Raw genomic sequence first — 21,739 nt, 5'->3', positions numbered from 1 at the left:
ATGCCGGAGTTTCCCGATGCTCTGCCGACGCCGCAAGGGACGATCATGACCGGCATTGCCCGCACGCCGCTCCGGCGAATCTCTTCTACCAGCTCCAGATCGCTCGATGCTTTCCGGCTCGCCGTTTACGCCCTGCTGCTGCTCGCCTGCTTGTCCCCGCATGACGTCCTGCGCGCAGAGCCGGTCGCAATCCCTCGCCCGCAGCTCGAGCCGGAAGCCGACACGGGCCGCGAGGAAAAACGCCTCGCCGTAGCGAAGAAGTATCTGATCACGACCGCCAACGCCCACGCCTCGGAGGCGGGCCGCGAGATGCTGCGCAAAGGCGGCTCCGCCACTGACGCCGCGATCGCGGCCCAGTTGGTCCTCGGCCTTGTCGAGCCTCAGTCATCGGGTCTCGGCGGCGGCGCTTTCCTGCTTCATTGGGACCAAGCCGAAAAGAAGCTCGCCACCTATGACGGCCGCGAGACCGCACCCGCTGCCGCCAAGCCAGACCGCTTCATGGTGGCTGGCAAGCCGATGGAATATGACCGCGCCGTACACTCGGGCCTCAGCGTAGGCACGCCGGGGCTCGTCCGCCTGCTGGAGCACGCCCACAAACGCCACGGAAGGTTGCCGTGGCCGGTGCTGTTCGAGCCTGCCATGAAGCTCGCGCGCGAAGGCTTCGAGGTTTCGAGCCGGCTCTACTTCATGCTGCGCTGGTTCGGCCCCTCCGGGCTCTCTCCCGCCGCGCGGCGCTACTTCTTCGACGAGACCGGAAGCGCGCGCCCCATCGGACATCGCCTCACCAATCCCGCCTATGCCGCCACGCTCGAAGCAATCGCCAAAGGAGGCGCCGACGCCTTCTACACGGGGCCGGTCGCCGAGGAGATCGTCGCAGCCGTAAAGAACGCCCACACTGCCGCAGGCGATCTGACCCTCGATGATCTCGCAGGCTACAAAATCGTCGAACGGCCCCCGCTCTGCGTGGATTACCGGAGCCACCGCGTCTGCGGCATGGCGCCCCCATCGTCCGGCACCGTGGCCGTCGCCCAGTCTCTGAAGCTGATCGAGCGCTTCGATGTGGGGAGCACGCCCAAAGACGCCCTACGCACGGACGTGCTGCATCTCATCGTCGAGGCCGAGCGCCTCGCCTATGCCGATCGCGACCGCTACCTCGCCGATCCGGCCTTCGCGCCGGTCCCGAAAGGGCTGCTCGATCCGGCCTATCTCGCCGCCCGAAGCGCACTGATAGATCCGGCGCAAGCCATGACGCTGGTGGAGCCCGGCCTCCCGCCGGACGCCGACAAGCGCGCATTCGGCACCGACGCCACAAACGAAAGCAACGGCACGAGCCACCTCTCCGTCATCGACGCGGACGGCAACACCGTTTCGCTTACGACGACCATCGAAGGCGCCTTCGGATCCGGCGTGTTCGCCGGCGGCTTCCTGCTCAACAACCAGTTGACGGATTTCTCCTTCCGCCCCGTGGACGAGACCGGCCGCCCGGTCGCAAACCGGGTGGAAGGCGGCAAGCGCCCGCGCAGCACCATGGCCCCCACCATCGTCTTCGACGAAAAGGGTGACGTGTTCGCCACGCTCGGATCGCCCGGCGGCAGCCGCATCATTCTATATGTGATGAAAGCGCTCGTCGGCCTGCTCGACTGGCAGCTCGACGCCCAGGCCGCCCTCGACCTGCCGAACTTCGGCAGCACCGGCGACACCGTGGAGCTGGAATACGGCTGGTCGACGATCTGGCGTGCCCTCGTGCTCAAGAGCTACGGTCATGCGATTGCGCCGGACCTGATGAACTCGGGGCTGCATGCGATCGTGAGACGCAATGGCGTGCTCGAAGGCGGAGCCGATCCGCGCCGCGAAGGAATTGCCCTTGGAGATTGACACCCCCTCGCCCCATGCGAACACGCCGCTCGCCATCTCGGTAGTCGGAGCCGGCATCATGGGCCTGTGGCAAGCCCTCACGCTTGCCCGGCGCGGCCATCGCGTGCGCCTCCTCGAGAGAAGCCCCACGCCGTTCACCGAAAGTGCGAGCCGCTACGCAGGCGCCATGCTCGCGCCCGGATGCGAAAGCGAAACCGCGCCCGAGCTGCGGACACTCGGCCCGCGCGGTCTCGCGCTCTGGCGCGAGATCTATCCGGACCTCGTCAACGCCGGCAGCCTGGTCGTCGCCGCGGCCCGCGATCACACGGAGCTTGCCCGCTTCGAGAAGGCGACGGAGCCGCCCCGGACACTCGACGCAACCGGCATCGCCGCGCTTGAGCCGGACCTGGCTGGCCGCTTCGCGAAGGGCTTCTACTTTCCCGACGAAGCGCACATGGAGACGCCGCGTGCGCTGGCCTTTCTGCTGGACGCCATCCGTGCGGCGGGGGTTGCCATCGAGTTCGGAGTCTGGCGGATGCCCTCCGACAACGTGGACGTTCTGATCGATTGCCGCGGCATGGATGCTGCACCCGACCTGCCGACACTACGCGGCGTGCGCGGCGAGCGCCTTCTGATCAAGTCGGACGAGATCCGCCTGTCGCGCCCAGTGCGCCTTCTGCATCCCCGCCATCCGCTCTACGTGGTTCCCTGGAGCGGCGGCCATTTCCTGGTCGGCGCCACCGTCATCGAAAGCCAGGACATGGGACCGATCACGGTCCGCTCGGCGCTCGAACTGCTGGGCGCCGCTTACACACTTCACCCGGCCTTCGGCGAGGCCGAGATCGTGGATACGGGTGCCGGCATCCGCCCCGCCTTCCCCGACAACATGCCTCACGCGGAAATCCGCGACGGCGGACAGCGGATTTTGGTCAACGGGGCCTTCCGCCATGGCTTCCTTCTGGCGCCTGTGCTGGCGGAGGCCGTGGCCCGCCATCTCGCCCAGGGATCGCCTCATCCGCTGCTGCGCACCTGACGCGTCATCGTGGCCGCATAAACCATTCCGCTTAACCGCAGCCTTGGCGCCGAAGCCGCAATATGTCTATGGTCGCGCCATGTCGAACGATACCAACACCCCGCCGGGCTCGGATAACACCACGAGCTTCGGCTTCCGAGCGGTTCGCGAAAGCGAGCGGCAGGGCCTCGTCAACGCCGTATTCTCGTCCGTGGCCTCGCGCTACGACCTGATGAACGACCTCATGTCGGGCGGCCTGCACCGGCTCTGGAAGACGGAGTTCGTCTCCATGATCGGCGCCCCGCGCGGTGATCGTCCCTTCCGGCTCCTGGATGTTGCGGGCGGCACCGGCGACATCGCCATCCGCTATGCCGAAAGCTCGGGCCCGAACGCCACTGCGGTGCTGTCGGATATCAGCCCGCAGATGCTGGAGGAGGGCCGCACCAAGGTCGCCGCCAAAGGGCTCGGCGAGCGCATTCGCCTCACGCAGGGGAACGCCGAGGCGCTTCCCTTCCCCGATGGCACGTTCGACGCCTACACCATCGCCTTCGGCATCCGGAACGTCACCCACATCGACGTGGCGCTGAAGGAAGCCTATCGCGTCCTCAAGATCGGCGGACGGTTTCTGTGCCTCGAATTCTCGGAGTGCCAGGTGCCGATCCTGGACCGCCTCTACGACTTCCACTCCTTCGAGGTGATCCCGCGCCTCGGACAGATCGCAGCCGGCTCGGCCGAGCCCTATCGCTATCTCGTGGAAAGCATCCGCCGCTTCCCCAACCAGGAGAAGTTCGCGGGCATGATCCGTGAGGCTGGCTTCGAGCGCGTCTCCGTCCGCAACCTGACGGGCGGCATCGCAGCCATCCATTCCGGCTGGAAGATCTGAGGCCCGCGCCTCACGCTATTCGAAACAAAAAACGCTTCGGACGAGGTGCCCGAAGCATTTTTTATCTCTCCGAAGAACGAGCGTTTTACTCGCCGCGATCCACCCGGCGCGAGAACTCCGTCTGCCCTCCGGAAGACAGAATGCGCGCCTGCTCGATCCAGCCCTCGCGCTCGATGCGCCCTTTGAAGTCGAGCAATTGGCTGATGCGATCGATGTCCGCTCCGGTCCAGTTGGCGACCTGCTCGTAGGTGCTGATCCCGAGCGAGTTGAGCTTCTTCTCGATCAGCACGCCGATGCCACGGATACGCTTGAGATCGTCCACCTCGCCTGAGGAAACGCCAAGCGAGCTCCCGCCGTCGCCGCGCAACGCTTCCGAACGCACGGACCGCAACGCGGAATAGCCTTCCCCGCGCGGAGCATCCGGCACAGTGTCATCGGGCTCGGCGGCAGCAGCCGGTTCCTCCTCCACGAACGCGACCGTCTCGGGAAGCGGCTCGGGCTCGGGCTCTACCAGAGGCTCGACCGGCTCCGCGATCGGCGCGTGCTCGGCAGCGCTGTGCCCTGTCAGGAAACGGGCCTGCTCAACCCAGCCTTCGCGGCCGATACGGCCCGGAGTTCCGAGCAACGTCTCGAAATGCGCGACGTCCGCGCTCGTCCAGGCAGCGATCGCCGCAAGCGTGGCGACACCGTTGGCACGCAGCAGCGCTTCGGAATCGGGATCGATGCCGATGATGCGATGCAGCCGTTCGCCGTCTACGGGCGCGGCGACATCGACCGGCTCGCCTTCCGCGTGGCCGCGCGAATAATCCGCCTCATCGCCTCCAGCCAGAATCCGCGCCTGCTCGACCCAGTTCTCTTCCTCGATACGGCCCTGGATACCAAGGCTCTGGCTGATGCGATTGACGTCCGACGGCGTCCACGCCGCGATATCCGCGAAGCTCAGGACGCCAAGCCGGGCCAGGCGCTCCTTGAGGTCGGTATCGATCGCGCGAATACGCGTGAAGTCGTCGACCGGCTCGCTTGCAACGAACGGCTCAGGCTCACGCGCGGAGGCTTCGGCCAGCGCTGCTGCTTCGGCTTCTTCGGCGGCTTTGGCCTCTTCCTCGGCGGCCTTTGCGGCGGCGGCTTCTTCCTCGGCCCTGGCAGCGGCGGCGGCGGCCGCAGCAGCCGCGGCCGCAACCGCAATCTCCGTGTAGGTCGGACCCGAAGGCGGCGTCGGCAAAGAGGGCGGCGGTGCGGGAGGCTCGGGGAGCGGCTCCGGCGCGGGAGGAGCGGCGGCGACAGGCGCCGGCGGCGGCGCGACAGGCTCGACAACAGGCGCCGGCGGAGTAGCCGCGACAGGCGCGGGGGGTGGGGGCACAGGCTCCGCGACGGCCGGAACCGGCTGGACGGCGGGCGGCGGCGGAGCGGGCTGCGGCTGAACCTCGACGACCGGCTGCCCGGCGGTCTGGAACACGGGCGGAACCGAAGGAGCATGTCCTCCGGCCAGCGCACGTCCGAACCGGTCCATTTCCATCGGCTTGGCCGGCGGCACAACTGGAGCGCTCGGCTGGGAAACGCTGGTGAGGCTGGAGGCGGTCGCAACCTCCTCCGCCACATCCTCATCGCGCCTGCCGGAGAAAGCGCGCCGGATAAGGCAAGCGAGCGAGGCGCCGAGCAGGAAGGCTCCCAGCAACAGCAGGAATGTCTGCACGAGCAAAATCGTCATTCGCACCAACTCCTTTTCAAAGACAGCACCTCAGCGCGATCCCGAGCCCGCGTTCCCACGGGGCCCGCCTGCGCGCTTCTAGGTTCAGTCTTCGACGCGTCCACAGCTGATCCACCCCACGACGAGACCGATGGCGAATGCCGCGACCAGATACCAAAACAGTTTGATCACCAGGTATTCCATCTCGCCGTCCCCCAGCTTCGTCCCCACGGGCTCAATTCGTAAAAGCCCGGAATTCAATACGCCTGTTGCGTGCCATGCCTTCGGGCGTGTCGTTGGAAGCCACCGGCCGCTCGGCACCGTAGCCGACGGCCGAAAGCCTGTCCTCAGACACGCCCGCATGAATGAGGCTCTTCATCACCGCGCGCGCGCGCCGCTCCGAAAGCCTCTGGTTCCGGTCAGGCTCACCCTCGGAATCCGTATGCCCCTCCACCTCGATGCGCGCCCCCGGGCACGCCTTCACGATCTCCGCAAGGCGCGCGATGGTGAGAGAGCTCTTCGGATCGATATCGGCCTTCGCACGCTCGAACAGGATCACGCCTTCGGCAGCGGCCGTCGCCAGGCGCTTTTCGCAAGCCTGCGTCTCCGCGGTCGTCTTGCGCTGTTTCGCCTTGGCCTCCCGCTCCGCCTTCTGCCGTTCGGCATCGGCTTTCGCCTCGGCCTCCATATCGGCCTCTTGCTTGGCTTTTTGCGCGGCGGCGGCCTCAGCGTCCCGCTTCGCCGCGAGGGCCGCGGCAGCTTCGGCTTCTTCCTTGGCCTTCCGTGCGGCGGCCGCGGCCTCCGCTTCCTGCTGCGCCTTCAGTGCGGCAGCCGCCTCGGCCTCTTCCTTCGCCTTCTGTGCAGCCGCCGCAGCTTCTGCATCCTGCTGTGCCTTCAGCGCCGCAGCCGCCTCCGCCTCCTTGGCATTCCGAGCGGCGGCAGCTTCGGCTTCCTGCTGGGCCTTCAATGCCGCAGCGGCTTCGGCCTCTTCCTGCGCCTTTTGCGCGGCAGCGGCGTCATCGGTTTCCTGCTGCGCCTTCAAAGCGGCGGCAGCCTCAGCCTCGGCCTCCTTGGCGGTCTGCGCAGCAGCGGCGGCGTCCGCGTCCTGTTTCGCCTTCAGCGCCGCGGCAGCCTCGGCTTCTTCCTTGGCCTTCTGCGCAGCAGCCGCAGCCTCCGCTTCCTGCTGTACCTTCAACGCCGCAGCCGCCTCGGCTTCTTCCTTCGCCTTCTGCGCAGCGGCCTCAGCTTCCGCTTCCTGCTGCGCCTTCAAAGCGGCAGCCGCTTCGGCCTCGTCCTTCGCCTTCTGCGCGGCGGCAGCGGCTTCAGCCTCGAGCTTTGCCTTTCGCGCAGCAGCTTCCGCCGCATCCGGCGACGCAGCTTGCGGGCCGATGGCTACAGGCGGCGGCAACGGCGTTCCCGCGAGATCTGTTTTCAACTGAACGGTTCGGATGCCCCAAACGGAGCGCACGGCGTCGAGCGCGGCCTTCGGCTCGCCGTCCTTCTTCGCCCGCCCCGTGATGGTGGCGTCGCGGCCATTCATGGAGACTTTCGCCCAGGGCTGACCCGCAGCCCGCAACGCCTCGATCGCGCGCTCCGAAAGCTCCGCTTCCACGTGAGGGCGCTCGCGGTAGTAGGTCCCCCAGCTCAGCATAGCGATCGGAATGAGACCCCAAAGCCAACGCGAAGGATTACACCTCATTCCCGCCCAAAGCTCCCCTTTGACCGGCAGAGACGGATACGCCATCTCCCGGCTCGGCCCCCCGGCCAACCTCGTCGCGCTGCACTATAGACAAGCCTTCCGGCGTTTCCAAGTTGCACAGAAACCCGAGCGGGCAAGACTAACCTGCTCAAATTTCAGCCGGCTCCGGCTTCGACTAAAGGCGCGATCTTAAGCATAATCCATTGAGTTGAGGGCACGATGACGGCATCTTGGGTGCCTACGTGCACAGCATTTGACCTTTGTTGGCCTTTTCCTCTTGCAAACGCGCTACACCCAGCCTCAAGTGTCACGAAACTGGCAGCCAGATGGGATTGCCCGCGTTGACTGAATCGAGAGCGCACAGTGCGGCCCGAGACGTCGCACGGCACTGCGAAGGATTCCTGCGATGACGGTCAGATTCTTGATCGTCGACGATCATCCCCTCTTTCGCGAGGCTCTTCAGCTCGCGATCGAGTCCGCCTACCCGGAAGCTGAGATCGTCGAAGCCTCGTCTATTCCCGCGGCCCTCGAGGCGCTCGGCAGCGAACAGCCGTTCGATCTGCTCCTTCTCGACCTCACGATGCCTGGAACGCGCGGATTCGACGGTCTGATCGAGCTGCGCGCGGCCCGCCCGAAACAACCCATTCTCGTTGTCTCCGCCCACGAGGACGCACGCATCGTGCATGAGGCGATGACGTGCGGGGCGGCAGGCTACATTTCGAAGTCCGTCAAGAAGCGGGATCTGGCCGAGGCGATCCAGGACGTGATGGCCGGCCTCGTGGTTCTGCCCAAGGGCTACGCACCGCCCCACCAGGAGGGCAGCGCCTCACGCGAATCCGATCTTGCCGCTCGTGTTGCCTCCCTCACCCGCCAGCAGCTTCGCGTGTTGCAGATGGTCCGCCAGGGAATGCTCAACAAGCAGATCGCCCACGAGCTCGGCGTCGGCGAGACCACGATCAAGGCCCACGTGTCGGAGATCATGCGCAAGCTCAACGTGGTCTCGCGCACGCAGGCCGTCATCGAGGTTGCCCGCCTCGACTACGACGCCATTCTCGGAGGCGCGGCTGCCAAGGAGAACGACAAGACCGCGACGGGCTCCTGAGCGGGACTTGAGGCGCGAGCAGAACGAGGCGCCGCCTCACCCCACGAGATGAGTGATGAGCGCGCGCAGCTCGGCAGGCTTCACCGGCTTGCGCAGGATCTCGCTGCCCGTAGCAGCAACCGCTTCCGCCACTTCGACCGAATGATCGGCCGTGATCACCACCGCCTGGATCGGCGTGCCAAAGGCTTCCCGCACCCGCGCCACCGCATCGAGCCCCTGCTCGCCGTTGTCGAGATGGAAGTCGGCGAGAATGATGTCGGGACGGAAGGCCGGATCCGAGGCGAGCATGCCGTTCACACCTTCGAGCCCTTGGAACAGGCGGGCGTCGCATCCCCAGCGATCGAGCAGCGCCCGCATCGCTTCGCGCACGCCCGCATCGTTGTCCACCACCACCACCTTGAGTGAGGTGAGGCCGTAGGCCCGCGTAGCCGCTGACTGACGGTCGCGTGACACGCTGCGGTTGGCAGGCAGCTCCTCGGAAATGGGCACATAGACCGAGAAGCGCGTTCCCCGGCCCGGCTCCGAGCACAGCTCGATCCGATGCCCCAGCGTCTCCGCCATACGCGAGATGATCGCGAGCCCGATGCCGAACCCGCCCGCATGCGAGCGCTGACCGGCCGCGCCCCGGTGGAACTCCTCGAAGATCTTGGTCTGCTCCGAAGGCGCGATGCCCGGCCCCGTATCCCAGACGTCGATCCGGAGATGCGCGCCCCGCTTCCGGCAAGCGAGGAGCACGCGACCGCGCTCCGTGTATTGCACGGCATTTGCGAGCAGGTTTTGCAGGATCCGGCGCAACATCAGCGGATCGGACGTCACCGCCATCTCGCGCGCCCGCATCGTGAGCAGCAGCCCCTTGTCCCGAGCGATCGGCTCGATGTCCACCAGCACGGAGCGGAACAGGTCCGGCACCCCGACCGGCTGGAACGACGGCTTGATGGCCCCGGAGTCGAGCTTCGAAAGATCGAGAATGGTCCGCAGCAGCTCCTCGATGGTCGAGAGAGCATGGTCGACCTGTCCGATGAGCCGTTTGTGCTGCTGCTCGCCGTGAATTTCGCCCAGCGCCGAAAGCGAAAGCCGCGCCGCGTGCAGCGGCTGCAGCAGGTCGTGCCCCACGGCCGTGAAGAAACGCGTCTTGAAACGGTTCGCCCGCTCCGCGCCGTCGCGTGCGAGCGTCAACTGGCTGTTGGCGCGCTCGAGCCGGTTGAGCGCCGCCTTCAGCTCTTCGGTGCGCGCCCGAACCTGCGTTTCGAGACCAATCGCGGTCTGAAACATGGAGTAGGCGTTCGCCTGGTAGTCCATGGAGCGCTCGACGCGCTGCATCAGGGCTGCGTTGATCTTGGCAAGCTTCTGATTGCGCCGCTCGAGCTCTTCGAGCGCGTTGTCGTGAGACCCATACTCAGAACGGTTCTCGATCGTCACCTCGCGCCTCGCCGCGATCCGAATGCAACCCCGGTCAGGGTCTGATTGAGGTGCATGGAGTTGTGCTGCTCACCGTAGGTGTGAAAACCCACGACACCGTATGTTCTGTAGAGATCTTCCATTTGCCGATGAATCTGCCGGTTCTCGGCGTCGAGCCGCCTCAGCACGCAATCGAAACCGAGCACCAGCTCGATGCCGCCGAGAGCCTCGTCGAGATCCTTCAGTGTCCGCGCCGTGGAGCTCAGCATATCCTTTGGGCGGGCCACCGTGAAAACCAGACCTTCGTCTATGGCGCAGAAGAACGACAGGCTGCCGTCAGGATTCATGTTGCGGATCGAACGGCAGTAATAGTCGCCGCCCACCTTCACCACGAGCGGATAGGACGCAAAGCTGAACGGCCCGAGTTCGTCGGGCATGAGGCCGATGGCTGAGGCATATTCGCGCGCCGCCGGTTCCGCGTTGAGCTCATAGACCGTGCGCGCTTCCGTATCGGCCGCGGTGACCACGAGCTTGATCTGCGTCGGCTCGAAATTCGAGGTCTTGAAGATGCGGAACGGATACTCGCTCTCCACCATCATCAGGATGGCCGAGCGCTTCATCACGCGACCGTCATGAATGAGCGCGGTATTCTTGAATGTGAGGCTGTCGCCGGCCGATCCGCCGACGAGCTGGATATCGCCGAACGCCCAGTGCACCGCCGCGACCAGCGTCTCCTCGGCGTTCGAAAGGCCGTCGACCAGCATCACGCCGAATACGCGGTCCGCCAGCTTCTCGTCACCCTGCACGCCGATCTTCGCTTTGAGCCCGCGTACGATCTCGCTGGCCCGTTCCACACCGATCGCGCCGATATCCTCGATGATGCCGGTGTGGATGCGGAAACCCTGCCGCGGAAAGGCGATCAGCAGGATGCCGCTTTCCATGAGCCCATCCGGGCCGATCCCGCCCGACGTCGAGCATCCGCTGATGTCGACGTTGGGAAACGCTTCCGAGAGACCGGCATGAAGCTCAGCCGCGTCGTAATCCACGGAAAAGAGCGCGATGATGTGTTGGAAATCACCGTCGAGCGCTGCCCGCAGATCGCACACGGCGTCATGAACCGCCGGAGCCCTGGTGCTCGCCACGCCAATTCCACACGATCCCGCGGAGGCCGTAATTCGCCCCACGCCCAGTCCTCCCTTGACGCTGTCCTTGAGGTGCAGAGCACCCGGAAGCGGATTTTTTCGAACCGATACAAGGATAGGCTGCCACACCTATTGCAAAGCAGCAAATGAACTTGCTGATTGGCCTAACGGCTGATCGAGATCTCGGGTCGGATTGTTTCCCGTGATTTTACAGGTTGGTTAAGGCCCGAAGATCGACCAGCCCATACGCTGGGTGATGAGTTCCAGCGCCCGCGTGCCCACCAGCGAGTTTCCGTGCACGTCGAGCCCTGGCGACCATACGGCGATGGCGGCCACGCCGGGCACGATGGCCAGGATGCCCCCGCCGACGCCGCTCTTTCCGGGAAGCCCCACGCGGAAAGCGAAATCCCCCGACCCGTCGTAGTGGCCGCACGTCAGCATAAGCGCGTTGATGCGCCGGGCCCGCGCCCGCGAGACCACGTTCAGCCCCGTCAGCGGGCTGCGACCTCCGTTAGCGAGGAACAGGCCGGCCCGCGCGAGTTGCGCGCAACTCATGGCGAGTGCGCAGGAGTGGAAGTAGACGCCGAGCGTCAGCTCCACCGGATGCACGAGGTTGCCCCAGCTCTTCATGAAGCTCGCCAGCGCCGCATTGCGAAAGCCGTGCGCCTTCTCGGACTCCGCCACGCTCGGATCGATGGCGATCGTCTCGTCGTCGGCCAGCGAGCGCACGAAACGCACCATCTCGCCGATCGCCTCCTTCGGCTGATGTCCGGCGAGAAGCACATCGGTTACGACAATGGCGCCCGCGTTGATGAACGGATTTCGGGGAAGCCCGCGCTCATGCTCGAGTTGCACAATCGAGTTGAACGCGGTGCCGGAGGGCTCGCGGCCGACGCGCTTCCAAAGCGCATCGCCCACCTTGCCGAGGGCGAGCGTCAGCGCGAAGACCTTCGAAATGCTCTGAACCGAGAACGGCTCGTCCGCATCTCCCGCGCTGAGAACCCGCCCGTCCACCGTCGCCACCGCGATGCCGAACTTCGAAGGATCGACTTTGGCAAGCTCCGGAATGTAGTCGGCAAGGCTCCCCTGCCCGACCAGCGGCGCGAGGTCGGCACGCACAGCCTGGATGCATTGAAGAATCGCATCGCTTTCTGAGCTGGCTGCCGACGCGCACATTGAGCTTATCTGTCTCGACCGCCGGTCAACCCGCAGGCAGCGGCGCCGTGACGGCAATCACCCGCAGCTTGTGGGGCCGTCCATCCACGCCCCGCAACATGATGGCCTGGCCGGGAGACAGTCCGATGAGCGCCGTGCCGATGGGCGTCAGCACGGAAATCTTGCCCTCGTCGATGTTGGCCTCTCCGGGGAACACGAGCTCGCCCTCGCGCCGCTCGCCCCCGTCGATCTCGAACGCCACGCGCGCGTTCATGCGCACCACCGTGTCGGGCACGGCCGCATCCGGCACAACCTCGGCCCGTTCCATCTCGGCGAGAAGCACGCGCGCGACATATTGCGAGCGGCCGGTCAGCATGGCAGACGTCGCGAGCGTGGTCAGCCGGTGCTCCTCACGTTCGCCGACGACGATCCTGGGCAGCGCATCAGTAGGCGGATGATAGACCATGTGAAAACCTCTGGTATCTGCGTCTCGCCCCGGTCGCTTCGGCCTGGAAGCGGGTTCAGGAGCGGATCAATGGGCTGGAGCAGAATCCACCTGACGCGCAAACTCTCATGCGCGAACGCGCGGACAGCGCTCCGAGTTTCTGATGAGACCTGCGCCCGGCAAGGACGCGGCCGTTAAGGTGCAGGAAGTTTTAAGGGTCTGTACGCCCCCGGCTCGGGGACTCAACAAGGCACGCCAAGCCGGGGCTAGAAGCCCGCGACTTCGGTTCCCTCACGGGGGAGCTTCAGGTGAAAGGCGGCCGGTGTAATCATGCCTAAAGAATGGGCAGAGCCGCTCGTTCTGTCAATGGGCGGAACGAACGGACGAGCGCCAACGAGGCACGACGCCCGCCCCAAACGCGAACAATGTTCAAAAGAACTGCCAGTCCAAAGAGACACGTGTGCCCGCCCCCAACCGAAGGCACTCTAATCAGCGGCCTCGTATATCGTATGACAGCTCACCACAGACGGGCGACCCCGAAGTGGACCGCAAGGAAGCCTGCCACCAGGATCACGTGGACGATGGCCGCATGAATCGGATCAATCCGAGGAGCGTCGGGTTTGCGATCGGTGTTCGTTTTCAACATATCCTGCTCCAGTTTCGTTTTACTGCCACGAAGGACACCGGCCGTGCCTTAGCGCACAGCGCGTCGCGACAAAGGCGCGGGGCGGGCCGCCGTAAGGGCAAACTCCAGATCCTCGATCAGATCGCGCGGCGCCTCGAGCCCGACCGACAGACGCAAAAGGCCGTCTGTAATTCCGGCCGCACGGCGCGCGTTGGCATCCATGCCCGCATGGGTCATCGTCGCGGGATGCGCGACCAGGCTCTCCACGCCGCCGAGCGACTCTGCCAGCGTGAACACCCGCACCGACTCCACGAAACGGCGGACGGCTTCCACCCCGCCCGACAGCTCGAAGCTCAGCATCGCGCCGAACCCGGACTGCTGCTGCTTCGCGAGCGCATGTCCCTCATGTGAGGGCAACCCCGGATAATGCACGCGCGCAACCGTCGGGCAGCTCTCCAGGTACTTGGCAATCTCGAGCGCCGTCGCCTGCTGCTCCTTGACGCGCGGGAACAGCGTCCGCACGCCACGAAGCGTCAGGTAGGAATCGAATGCCGAGCCCGTGACACCGACGACATTGGCCCACGCGGCCAGTGTCTCGGCGTCCGTCTTGTCCGCACAAACGACGGCGCCGCCCACCACGTCCGAATGGCCGTTGAGATACTTGGTTGTCGAATGAATGACGTAGTGCGCGCCGAGAAGAAGGGGCCTCTGCAGGGCAGGAGACAGGAAGGTGTTGTCCACGGCCACCTTCGCCCCAACTTCTCGGGCGCGTCGTGTGATGGCTCGAATGTCCACCACACGCATCAGGGGATTGCTGGGCGTCTCGATCAGCACCATCGTAGGAGAAGCGGAAAACGCCTCATCGAGCTGCTTGGCATCGCCCTGATCCACGAACATCACATCGAAATGCTTGAGGTCGCGCCGCGCCGAAAGGAGCCGGTGCGTGCCCCCATAGCAATCGTGCGGTGCGATCAGCAGGTCGTACGACTTGAGCTGGCTGAATGTGAGATCGACCGCCGCCATGCCCGAAGACACCACCACGGCCCCTTGCCCGCCCTCCAGCTCCGCCAGGGTTTCGGCAAGCAGGGATCGCGTCGGATTGGAGGTTCGCGAATAATCGTGCGCGCGGGCCCGCTCGAAGCCCGCAAAACTGTAGGTGGTGGAGAGGTGAATGGGCGGCGTTACCGCGCCAAACGCGGTATCCACCGCGATGCCCTTCCTCGCGGCCACTGTTCTTGGATCGTTTCGTTTGGTCATACCAGCCCGCCCCGGAGCGTGACACCGCAAGAGGAAACCGCCATACCGTCCCGCACCGGACGTTGCACGTGACGCCGATTTTATATCGTGTTACGATATAATCAAGAGAGACCCATGACGAAAGCCACTCCTCCTCGCAAGTTTCCCAAGAAGAGTTACGAGGCCCTCGCCGACTTCCGGTACGCGCTGAGATGCTTCCTGGCCTTCAGCGAGCAAGCGGCGGGCGAAGCCGGCTTGACACCCCAGCAGTATCAGGCGCTGCTGGCCATCAAAGGCGCGGGCGACCGCAAGGCTCTCGGCATCGGCGACATCGCCGAGCGGCTCCTGATCCGCCATCACACCGCCGTCGAGCTGGTGAACCGGCTCGAGAAAAACGGCTTTGTGACCAGGACCAAGGACAAGGAGGATGCCCGGCGCGTCACCGTCGCGCTGTCCCTAAAGGCCGAGCACACCATGGATGGCCTTGCGGCGGCGCATCTCCAGGAGTTGAAAGGGATACGGCCTGTTCTGGAGCAGCTTCTCGACCAGTTCGATCCTCCGAAGCCGGATTCGAAAAAAGGCCGCTTATGACTGGGAGGCGCAAAAGGCGTCGCGCGGCAGCGCTTCTCCGCGATAAGGCCCCTGAAACAAGGATAGAGTTATGCGTGTCCTGATCCTCGGCGCCGGCGCAGTGGGCGGCTACATCGGGGCGAGACTGAAAACGGCGGGAGCCGACGTCGCCTTTATCGCGCGCCCCGAGCGGCTCGCGAGCCTCACCGCGAGCGGACTGGTCATCAAGAGCCCGCTTGGCGACTTCGCAGCTCCGGTGAGTGCCGCAGCCGGTCCGCCGACCGGCTTCGCCGCGAACGTGGCGATCATCGCCTGCAAAGCCCCGGCACTCGCGGGCGCCATCGAGACCATCGGACCCGGCATCGGACCGGACACGCGCGTTCTACCGTTTTTCAACGGCGTCGCGCATCTCGAGACCCTGCACCGCAGCTTCCCTCAGACCCCCATGCTTGGAGGCATCGCCCACGGCGCGCTCACGTTGCGATCCGATGGCGTCATCGAGCACCTGACGCCCTTCTTCTCGGCGATCGTCGGGCCCACCTCGAAAGCGCCCGATCCCGTCGCCGGGGAGATCGTCGCGCTGCTGAGCGCAGGCGGCACAGACGCGCGCCTGAGCCCCGACATCCACCAGGAGATGTGGAACAAATTCGTGTTCCTCGCCACGCTCGCCGGAATGACGTGTCTGATGCGCGCGAGTATCGGCACGATCGTATCGACCAACGACGGGCGGGATCTGATCTTGCAGCTCCTGACGGAGAACCTCTCGGTCGCCCGCGCAGAGCGCTATGCTCCTGACGAGACCGCGATGGCTTCTTACAGGCAGTCTCTGACGGAGCCCGGATCGACCTTCACCTCCTCGATGCTGCGCGACGTGCTGAGCGGACGCCGCACGGAGGCGGATCACATACTCGGAGACATGCTGCGCCGCGCACGACGGTACGGCTTGGAAACGCCGGTACTGAAAACCGCCTACGCGCATCTCCAATGCCACGAGGCAACCATAGCGCGCTAGCGCTCGACAGCCGAGCTACAATGGCCTCCCACGAGACGAAAGCCCCAATCGCGAACGAGCCCTATTCCGGGATATCCGGCTCGACGAGCTTCGCAAGCTGCATGAGCGATTGCTGCCAGCCGAGATAGCAGGCTTCCGGCGGAATGACGCTGGGAATGCCCGACTGCTCGATGTTGATGTCGGTCCCGACCGAAACGGCTTTCAGCCTCACGGTCACAGACATGAGGCCAGGGAGGTTCGGATCGTCGAAGCGGTCGGTGTATCGGATGAGCTCACGGGGCACGAGTTCGAGATACTCCCCGCCGAACGAATGGCTCTTGTCCGTCGTGAAGTTTTTGAAAGACATCTGGAACGTGCCGCCCACCTTCGCATCCATATGATGCACGTTGCAGGTGAAGCCGTAGGGAGGCAGCCACTTGGCCATCGCGTCGGCATCGAGGAAAGCCCGGTAGACCTTTTCGGGCTTGGCCGCCAGAACGCGGTGCAGGCGAACGGTAGTCTCCGGCTTGCTGGACATGAGTGTCTCCCTGGATCTTGTCGACGAGCGGGCAGCCCGGCATGAAGTCGGCTCCCTGTGATCAAGACGTTCGACACACCCGGTACCCGACACGCGATCGAGATGCCTATCTCTCATCTTCGGCGGCAATGCGAAACCGCGCATCCAGCCCGGCAACCAACGGGCAGAAGAGAGCAACTGCAATAAATATCAATAAATTATGCCCCCCGGACGGGAGCAACTTTCGGCTGAGCGGCATACAGTGCCGCTCAGCCATCTCCTGCAATGAGCGAAAAGCCAAAAAATTGAAGTCGAGACCTTCGCTTTCCGTCCGCGCCTTTAGGCTACGGAATCGACAGCGTCGAGGGCACGGGCGGAATAGACGAGCGCGGCACCTGCGTTCATCGCGATAGCGACGCCGAGCGCCTCGGCGATCTCCTCTTTCGTCGCGCCGCTTTCGACGGCCTTCTGCGAATGCACCGAGATGCATCCATCGCATCGTGTGGTGACCGCGACGGCAAGAGAAATCAGCTGCCGTGTTTTTTCATCGAGATGACCGGTTTTCGCACCAGCGCCGCTTGCCATGAGATAGCCGCCCACCGAATCCGGCGACAACTTCCCGAGCTCTCCGATACGTCCCAACAGGGTTTGGCGGAACCCTTTCCAATCCATCAGCGACATGAGCACTCCTTTTTTGCCGAGCTACCGGCCGGTGTCTACCTACTACATGGTAGGCATGTCAAGTACACGTGCTGGCTGTCGTCGCGCGCCTCCCGCACGCGACGCCACGACTGGCTTGAACAGGTAAGTACCTTCGGCGCTGAAAGATTTCGGCAGCTGAGCGTTCACCCATCGGGCTCCACACGCGAAAAACCGAAACAAGTGCAGCCGCCGGGGGCAATAAGTCTAGGCCGGTAGGTTGATGAGGCCGACCTGCAAATAGGGATAGGTCAACTTGGTAGTGCGCCGCTAATATTCAACGCGACGTCGATTCGTGGTCTGACGAGATAATCTGCGCAATTCAGGAGCGGACTCTTGCGTCAACCAGACGAGGACCAATCTCTCCAGCAGATGCCGGGAACCTCCAAGGCGGCAGCAATTCTGCTTGCGCTCAACAAGGAGCTGGCGGGACGCGTTCTCAAGTTTTTTGACGAAGAAGAAGTGAAGATCGTCGCGCAGGCCGTGAACGATCTGGGATCTGTGTCACGCCAGACGCTCGACAAGCTGATCGAAGACTTCGCCAGCGACATCAAAAGCGGCGTCGACTTCGGCTCCAACACGAGAAAGATCCAGGCCCTTTTGGAAGGCGTGCTGAGCCCAGAGCAGATCGAGGCTCTTTTGGCACAGACCGGAACAAGGTCCACCAACGCCGTCTGGCAGCAACTCGCCAAAATGCCCGATGCGGCGGTCGGGCAGTATCTGATGAAGGAGCATCCGCAGATCATCGCCCTCGTTCTGTCGCGGGCCGAGCCGCAGACCTCAGCGAACCTGCTCACGCTCCTTCCCAAGCCGCTCGCGAACGACGTCGTCGGGCGCATGTTGAGCTTGAGGCCCGTGCTGGAGCGGCCGATGGTTCTGCTCGAAATCTCGTTTGTGCAGGATGTGCTTCTGAACCGGCGCCGCGATTCCGATCTGTCGCCGCACACGCGTCTCGCCGAGGTCATCAACAAGATGGACCGAAAGCTGATGGACGATTGCCTGGCCGCCATCGGCGCTTACAACGAAAAGGACGCGGATCTGATCAGGCAGCAGCTCTTCACCTTCGATGATCTCGACAGGCTCACCGAGCTGTCGCTGGTGACCGTCTTCGATTCAATTCAGCCGGATGTCATCATCAAGGCTCTGTTCGGCATTCCCAAGCCGTTGCTGTCGAAGATCCTCGAAGCCATTCCCGGCCGCGCGAGACGCGCCATCGAAGCCGAGCTGGAAGGCGGCGCGACCCCGAAACCGAAAGAAGTTCACAAGGCACAGCGCGCCATTGCGGATGTCGCTCTCCAGTTGCTGGAGAGAGGCGCGATCGAAATGCAGAGCGACGACGGCGAGCAGCAACAGGAAGAGCTCATCTAGCGGCGACGCCGTCGTCTCGGCGCGGCGGGCTGAGGTCAAGCCGTGCTGTGATCGGAATAATCGGCAACGCGGTCCCGTCCGCGCGCCTTGGCTTCGTAGAGCTTCGCGTCGGCCCTTTGGACAAACATCTCCACGTCGTCTCCCGGACGGTGCTCCACCACTCCGAATGACGCGGTGACCCGACCAACCTTCTCGTGGGTTTTACGGATCGAGAACTGCTTGGCGCCGAACTGGCGTCGAATACGTTCAGCAATCGCGGTCGCCGCCCGCTGGTCCGTACCGGGGAGGATGATGACGAACTCCTCGCCGCCGTACCGCGCGACACTGTCCGTCTCCTGCACGCTCGATGCGATGATGCGTGTAAGCGCCTTGATGATCTCGTCGCCGACGGAATGGCCGAACGTGTCGTTGACGCGCTTGAAGTGGTCGATGTCGCACATGATCAACGACAGCGGCGTCCTGCGCGCATTGCTCTCGCCAACCGCCCTCTCTATCTCTTCGTCGAAAAGCCGGCGGTTGCCCATGCCTGTCAGCGGATCCTTGAGCGTCGCCTCCTCGGCCGCGCGAAGGTTTGCTTCGAGAGACGAGATTTCACGCGCGCAGGCATCGAGCTTGTTCTTGTCGTCCGAGCTGGCACGCCGCATGCGCTGGTTTTCTGCAACGAGAAGGCTGACGATGACGCGAACCTGCTCAGCCTCGGGTAGCCGCCCCAGGCGCACCTGCGCATCGGCGAGAGCCCGCGCGTAAGCCTCCCGGCTTGCGATGTCTCCGCGCATGACGGCGAGCGCATTGGAAAGCTCGCGCCCCAGCGTCTTGCTGACGGACGCAACCCGATCGGCATCGATCCGCGGCTTCCGCGAAACGAGCGGCATGACGAGCCGGCCGAGCATCACCACGCCACTGCCTCCGGCGACGGCGAGCATGGAGAGGGCGAGAATTCCGATCGGATTGTAGCGCGTCTCGGTCACGGCGCCGCCGCGCTCCAACACCGTGCGCAGAGTAAACACGTGCGCAAGATCGGAACTCCAGAACACAGAGAGTGCCGCCAGAGAGACGCCGCCGATCAAGGCGGCAGCGAGCGCGATCCCATGTCGGGCCGGCAACGAATGAAGGAACGAAATCATGGGAGCATAAAAGGCAAGGCGCATGTACGAATATCGTCCGCCCCTACCTGATTCCGGCTCTGGCCTCACGAGAATAGTCGAATAAATACAATAGGAGGCAAAACTTATCGAAGTATAACCGGAAACATGCCGCCAATTTATACTTTGTCTGATGGATTCTGACTAAAACTGACGCCAAAGCATCTTGTCACCACGGACGAAGCGCTTAAGCATCCACGCGCATGCTTGATGCCAAAACCATCTTCCTGGTCTCGGTCCTTTCGGACGCCCTGTTCTGTCTGTGCGGCCTGCTGCTTTGGCGCACGCAGCGGCAGGTGCCGGGCATGTTTCCACTGGCGATGGCCTTCGCAGCGAGAGGGAGCGGCCTGCTCCTGTTGGTTGCTACACCGGCGCTCACTCCATTCATTGGCATCTGGTTCGGAAATTTGTTCGCCGCGCTCAGCGTCGTCCTCATTCTCGAGGGGTTTGCGCGCTTCCTCAGCCAGCCTGCGCCGCGCCGCATTCAAGCGTTCGCGTTAGCCGTTGTCGGCATCGGCTGGCCCATCATGCTCTGGCTGCGGCCGGAGGATGTCACGCTGCGCATGTCGGTTTTGGCCGTTATGGGAGCCATATGCTACGCCCGCTGCGCGCTAATGTTCCTGCACGATCGCGGCCTGCCACCCTCCTTGCGTCGCGTGGTCGTCGCGTGGTGGTTTATCCTTGCGGGCACCTGCGCGATCTGCTCGGGCGTGGTCTGGCTCGTCTCTCCCAAAGGCCTTTTCGATCCCAACCCGTTCGTGGGCGTCTATTTGCTTCTCCACCTCCTGTCGTTCCTCGTCAAAGGGGTGCTGACCGCCATTCTGGTGGGCGTGCGTCTGCGCACGGAGCTGCTGGCACGCATCGAGGACGAGCGCGCCCAGCTTCTGATGCTGAGCCATGAGCTGCGCACGCCGCTTGCGATTGTCTCGCGCTCGAGCGAGCTCCTCGAAGAAGGAAAGGCGACCGCGAGCCCGGCCGATGCACGGCGCGTGACGCAGATCCGCTCTGCGGCAGCGCGAATGAGCGTGCTCGTCGGAGAGTTTCTCGCCCACGCCCGGCAGGACGCGATGGAAGAGCGGATAGAGCGCTTCGACCTCGCTCAAGAGATCAGATCGCTTGCGAACTCACCTCGCCTCGTGCTTGACCTTCCCAAGCACCTCCCTATGACCGGAGACCGGAAGATGATGGGCGTCATCTTCTCCAACATCACCGACAACGCACTGAAGTATTCCCCCCCTCACAGCCTGGTCGACGTTTCGCTGCGAGACCACGAAGGACAAGTCCACATGATCGTAAAGGACCGCGGAGTCGGCCTCGGCTCCGAGGAGGAACGCGTGCGGCTTGGCGAGAAGTTCTTCCGCGCCTCCAACACACACGGAACGGCGGGCATGGGTCTCGGGCTCTACACCGTCCGCAAGCTCGCCGCGCGCCATGGCGGAAACGTCGCGCTGGTGCCGCGCGAAGGCGGTGGAACGATTGTCACGGTCACAGTTCTTGGAACACCCCATGCAGCATGACGGCCATGTCCTGGTGGTCGAGGATGAACCGGCCCTCCGGATCGATCTCGTCGACTATCTTCTCGCGCGGGGCTTCCGGGTGGATCAGGCTGCCACCTGCCGCGACAGCCTTGCCCTGCTTGAGCGCTCGAAGCCGGACCTCATTCTGCTCGATCTCGCATTGCCGGACGGCAGTGGCCTCGCCGTAGCAGCCGCGGCGCGCCAGCGCTACGACCTGGCAGTCGGCATCATCATGCTCACGGCCTTCGGCGACGAAGCTCACCGTCTGGCGGGGCGAGGCGTCGGAGCGGACATCTATCTCGTCAAGGATACGTCGCTCCGCGAGATCGAAGCGTGCTGCCGCAATTTGTTGCGCAGGCTCCAGCCGTCTCCGTCGGCGAATGCTACATCCCCGCCCACGGCCTGGCATCTGGATGACATGCTCTGGCAGCTCCTGACGCCCGACGGCAGCGTCGTGCCGCTGACGGCTACGGAAGTGGCCTTCCTCAAGCTGCTCATGGCGGCCCCCCACATCGCTCAGAAGCGCGCGGATCTGAGCCCGGGCGGCGAGCCCAGAAACCTCGACGCCGTCGTGCTGCGCTTGAGACGCAAGATCGAGGCGGTGAGCAGTCATCCGCCGCCTTTCAAGGCCGTGTATGGCTCCGGATACGTTTTCACCGGAGCCCCGCCTCAGTCTTGAGGTGAGCGCGCCCTGCTC

Annotated in this window: 21 protein-coding genes; 9 read left to right on the top strand and 12 right to left on the bottom strand. The window is 64.3% G+C overall.

All coding sequences use genetic code 11. From position 1 onward, the window contains the following. From ggt to ubiE, 3 genes are all read left to right on the top strand, one after another. Positions 1-1,875 carry a gamma-glutamyltransferase gene (ggt, locus tag PE058_RS06710; RefSeq protein WP_271030185.1) on the top strand — a complete coding sequence of 625 codons (1,875 nt, stop codon included), beginning with the start codon at positions 1-3 and terminating at the stop codon, positions 1,873-1,875. Then, positions 1,865-2,887, top strand: coding sequence for an FAD-dependent oxidoreductase (locus PE058_RS06705; RefSeq protein ID WP_333780415.1), 1,023 nt, complete (start codon positions 1,865-1,867; stop codon positions 2,885-2,887). Before ggt ends, PE058_RS06705 begins: the two co-directional genes overlap by 11 nt. A 79-nt stretch (positions 2,888-2,966) precedes the next feature. Continuing rightward, positions 2,967-3,749, top strand: coding sequence for a bifunctional demethylmenaquinone methyltransferase/2-methoxy-6-polyprenyl-1,4-benzoquinol methylase UbiE (ubiE, locus tag PE058_RS06700; protein ID WP_020087611.1), 783 nt, complete (start codon positions 2,967-2,969; stop codon positions 3,747-3,749). A gap of 85 nt (positions 3,750-3,834) precedes the next feature. On the opposite strand, the gene PE058_RS06695 is transcribed toward ubiE, so the two are convergent. From PE058_RS06695 to PE058_RS06685, 3 genes are all read right to left on the bottom strand, one after another. Then, the gene (locus PE058_RS06695; RefSeq protein WP_271030183.1) at positions 3,835-5,457 is read right to left on the bottom strand and encodes a hypothetical protein; all 1,623 of its coding nucleotides are present in this window, start codon (positions 5,455-5,457) and stop codon (positions 3,835-3,837) included. An 84-nt stretch (positions 5,458-5,541) separates the two neighbouring features. Further along, entirely contained in the window at positions 5,542-5,667 is a 126-nt protein-coding gene (locus PE058_RS06690) for a hypothetical protein (RefSeq protein ID WP_271030182.1), read from the bottom strand. Between the two features lie 4 nt (positions 5,668-5,671). After that, on the bottom strand, positions 5,672-7,135 hold the full coding sequence (locus PE058_RS06685) for an OmpA family protein (RefSeq protein WP_271030181.1): 1,464 nt from the start codon (positions 7,133-7,135) through the stop codon (positions 5,672-5,674). Positions 7,136-7,541: 406 nt separating this feature from the next. Between PE058_RS06685 and PE058_RS06680 the strand changes: the two genes are divergently transcribed. Further along, on the top strand, positions 7,542-8,237 hold the full coding sequence (locus PE058_RS06680) for a response regulator (protein ID WP_271030180.1): 696 nt from the start codon (positions 7,542-7,544) through the stop codon (positions 8,235-8,237). A gap of 36 nt (positions 8,238-8,273) precedes the next feature. On the opposite strand, the gene PE058_RS06675 is transcribed toward PE058_RS06680, so the two are convergent. The 6 genes from PE058_RS06675 to metB all read right to left on the bottom strand — a co-directional run bounded on the left by PE058_RS06675 (position 8,274) and on the right by metB (position 14,259). Next, the gene (locus PE058_RS06675) at positions 8,274-9,656 is read right to left on the bottom strand and encodes an ATP-binding protein (protein WP_020087606.1); all 1,383 of its coding nucleotides are present in this window, start codon (positions 9,654-9,656) and stop codon (positions 8,274-8,276) included. After that, positions 9,653-10,777 carry an FIST N-terminal domain-containing protein gene (locus tag PE058_RS06670; RefSeq protein WP_245257714.1) on the bottom strand — a complete coding sequence of 375 codons (1,125 nt, stop codon included), beginning with the start codon at positions 10,775-10,777 and terminating at the stop codon, positions 9,653-9,655. Before PE058_RS06670 ends, PE058_RS06675 begins: the two co-directional genes overlap by 4 nt. A 219-nt stretch (positions 10,778-10,996) precedes the next feature. Then, positions 10,997-11,953 (bottom strand): glutaminase, encoded by a 957-nt coding sequence (locus PE058_RS06665; protein WP_020087604.1) that lies wholly within the window; start codon positions 11,951-11,953, stop codon positions 10,997-10,999. Between the two features lie 25 nt (positions 11,954-11,978). Continuing rightward, positions 11,979-12,398 (bottom strand): nucleoside diphosphate kinase regulator, encoded by a 420-nt coding sequence (gene rnk, locus PE058_RS06660; protein ID WP_020087603.1) that lies wholly within the window; start codon positions 12,396-12,398, stop codon positions 11,979-11,981. Between the two features lie 496 nt (positions 12,399-12,894). Beyond that, a complete protein-coding gene (locus PE058_RS06655) occupies positions 12,895-13,023 on the bottom strand; it encodes a hypothetical protein (RefSeq protein ID WP_020087602.1) in 129 nt (42 codons plus the stop codon). 48 nt (positions 13,024-13,071) lie between these two features. Next, the gene (gene metB / locus PE058_RS06650) at positions 13,072-14,259 is read right to left on the bottom strand and encodes a cystathionine gamma-synthase (RefSeq protein WP_271030179.1); all 1,188 of its coding nucleotides are present in this window, start codon (positions 14,257-14,259) and stop codon (positions 13,072-13,074) included. Between the two features lie 114 nt (positions 14,260-14,373). Between metB and PE058_RS06645 the strand changes: the two genes are divergently transcribed. Next, the gene (locus PE058_RS06645; RefSeq protein ID WP_020087600.1) at positions 14,374-14,829 is read left to right on the top strand and encodes a MarR family winged helix-turn-helix transcriptional regulator; all 456 of its coding nucleotides are present in this window, start codon (positions 14,374-14,376) and stop codon (positions 14,827-14,829) included. A 70-nt stretch (positions 14,830-14,899) separates the two neighbouring features. Then, complete coding sequence (locus tag PE058_RS06640) at positions 14,900-15,820, top strand: ketopantoate reductase family protein (protein WP_271030178.1); 921 nt, start codon at positions 14,900-14,902, stop codon at positions 15,818-15,820. A 61-nt stretch (positions 15,821-15,881) separates the two neighbouring features. On the opposite strand, the gene PE058_RS06635 is transcribed toward PE058_RS06640, so the two are convergent. Beyond that, entirely contained in the window at positions 15,882-16,337 is a 456-nt protein-coding gene (locus tag PE058_RS06635; RefSeq protein WP_271030177.1) for an SRPBCC family protein, read from the bottom strand. A 318-nt stretch (positions 16,338-16,655) separates the two neighbouring features. Next, complete coding sequence (locus PE058_RS06630) at positions 16,656-16,997, bottom strand: carboxymuconolactone decarboxylase family protein (RefSeq protein WP_020087597.1); 342 nt, start codon at positions 16,995-16,997, stop codon at positions 16,656-16,658. Between the two features lie 354 nt (positions 16,998-17,351). Between PE058_RS06630 and PE058_RS06625 the strand changes: the two genes are divergently transcribed. Then, positions 17,352-18,383 carry a flagellar motor switch protein FliG gene (locus tag PE058_RS06625; protein ID WP_156827551.1) on the top strand — a complete coding sequence of 344 codons (1,032 nt, stop codon included), beginning with the start codon at positions 17,352-17,354 and terminating at the stop codon, positions 18,381-18,383. Positions 18,384-18,418: 35 nt separating this feature from the next. On the opposite strand, the gene PE058_RS06620 is transcribed toward PE058_RS06625, so the two are convergent. Continuing rightward, complete coding sequence (locus tag PE058_RS06620) at positions 18,419-19,531, bottom strand: GGDEF domain-containing protein (RefSeq protein WP_020087595.1); 1,113 nt, start codon at positions 19,529-19,531, stop codon at positions 18,419-18,421. Between the two features lie 197 nt (positions 19,532-19,728). Here PE058_RS06620 and PE058_RS06615 point away from each other — a divergent pair, with 197 nt between their 5' ends. Together PE058_RS06615 and PE058_RS06610 are read left to right on the top strand one after the other, a co-directional pair. Next, a complete protein-coding gene (locus tag PE058_RS06615; protein WP_020087594.1) occupies positions 19,729-21,042 on the top strand; it encodes a sensor histidine kinase in 1,314 nt (437 codons plus the stop codon). Then, positions 21,032-21,721 carry a response regulator transcription factor gene (locus tag PE058_RS06610; protein ID WP_271030176.1) on the top strand — a complete coding sequence of 230 codons (690 nt, stop codon included), beginning with the start codon at positions 21,032-21,034 and terminating at the stop codon, positions 21,719-21,721. Before PE058_RS06615 ends, PE058_RS06610 begins: the two co-directional genes overlap by 11 nt. Positions 21,722-21,739: the final 18 nt, after the last annotated feature.

The sequence above is a fragment of the Hyphomicrobium sp. DMF-1 genome (assembly GCF_027886585.1).
Lineage (GTDB): Bacteria > Pseudomonadota > Alphaproteobacteria > Rhizobiales > Hyphomicrobiaceae > Hyphomicrobium_C > Hyphomicrobium_C zavarzinii.
This window is presented reverse-complemented; position numbering and strand designations above follow the sequence as displayed.

Coding starts and splice junctions, on each gene's coding strand:
- ggt (WP_271030185.1), top strand. CDS start 1: ATGCCGGAGTTTCCCGATGCTCTGCCGACGCCGCAAGGGACGATCATG.
- ubiE (WP_020087611.1), top strand. CDS start 2,967: ATGTCGAACGATACCAACACCCCGCCGGGCTCGGATAACACCACGAGC.
- PE058_RS06695 (WP_271030183.1), bottom strand. CDS start 5,457: ATGACGATTTTGCTCGTGCAGACATTCCTGCTGTTGCTGGGAGCCTTC.
- PE058_RS06685 (WP_271030181.1), bottom strand. CDS start 7,135: ATGAGGTGTAATCCTTCGCGTTGGCTTTGGGGTCTCATTCCGATCGCT.
- PE058_RS06680 (WP_271030180.1), top strand. CDS start 7,542: ATGACGGTCAGATTCTTGATCGTCGACGATCATCCCCTCTTTCGCGAG.
- PE058_RS06665 (WP_020087604.1), bottom strand. CDS start 11,953: ATGTGCGCGTCGGCAGCCAGCTCAGAAAGCGATGCGATTCTTCAATGC.
- rnk (WP_020087603.1), bottom strand. CDS start 12,398: ATGGTCTATCATCCGCCTACTGATGCGCTGCCCAGGATCGTCGTCGGC.
- PE058_RS06655 (WP_020087602.1), bottom strand. CDS start 13,023: ATGTTGAAAACGAACACCGATCGCAAACCCGACGCTCCTCGGATTGAT.
- metB (WP_271030179.1), bottom strand. CDS start 14,259: ATGACCAAACGAAACGATCCAAGAACAGTGGCCGCGAGGAAGGGCATC.
- PE058_RS06645 (WP_020087600.1), top strand. CDS start 14,374: ATGACGAAAGCCACTCCTCCTCGCAAGTTTCCCAAGAAGAGTTACGAG.
- PE058_RS06640 (WP_271030178.1), top strand. CDS start 14,900: ATGCGTGTCCTGATCCTCGGCGCCGGCGCAGTGGGCGGCTACATCGGG.
- PE058_RS06635 (WP_271030177.1), bottom strand. CDS start 16,337: ATGTCCAGCAAGCCGGAGACTACCGTTCGCCTGCACCGCGTTCTGGCG.
- PE058_RS06630 (WP_020087597.1), bottom strand. CDS start 16,997: ATGTCGCTGATGGATTGGAAAGGGTTCCGCCAAACCCTGTTGGGACGT.
- PE058_RS06620 (WP_020087595.1), bottom strand. CDS start 19,531: ATGCGCCTTGCCTTTTATGCTCCCATGATTTCGTTCCTTCATTCGTTG.
- PE058_RS06615 (WP_020087594.1), top strand. CDS start 19,729: ATGCTTGATGCCAAAACCATCTTCCTGGTCTCGGTCCTTTCGGACGCC.
- PE058_RS06610 (WP_271030176.1), top strand. CDS start 21,032: ATGCAGCATGACGGCCATGTCCTGGTGGTCGAGGATGAACCGGCCCTC.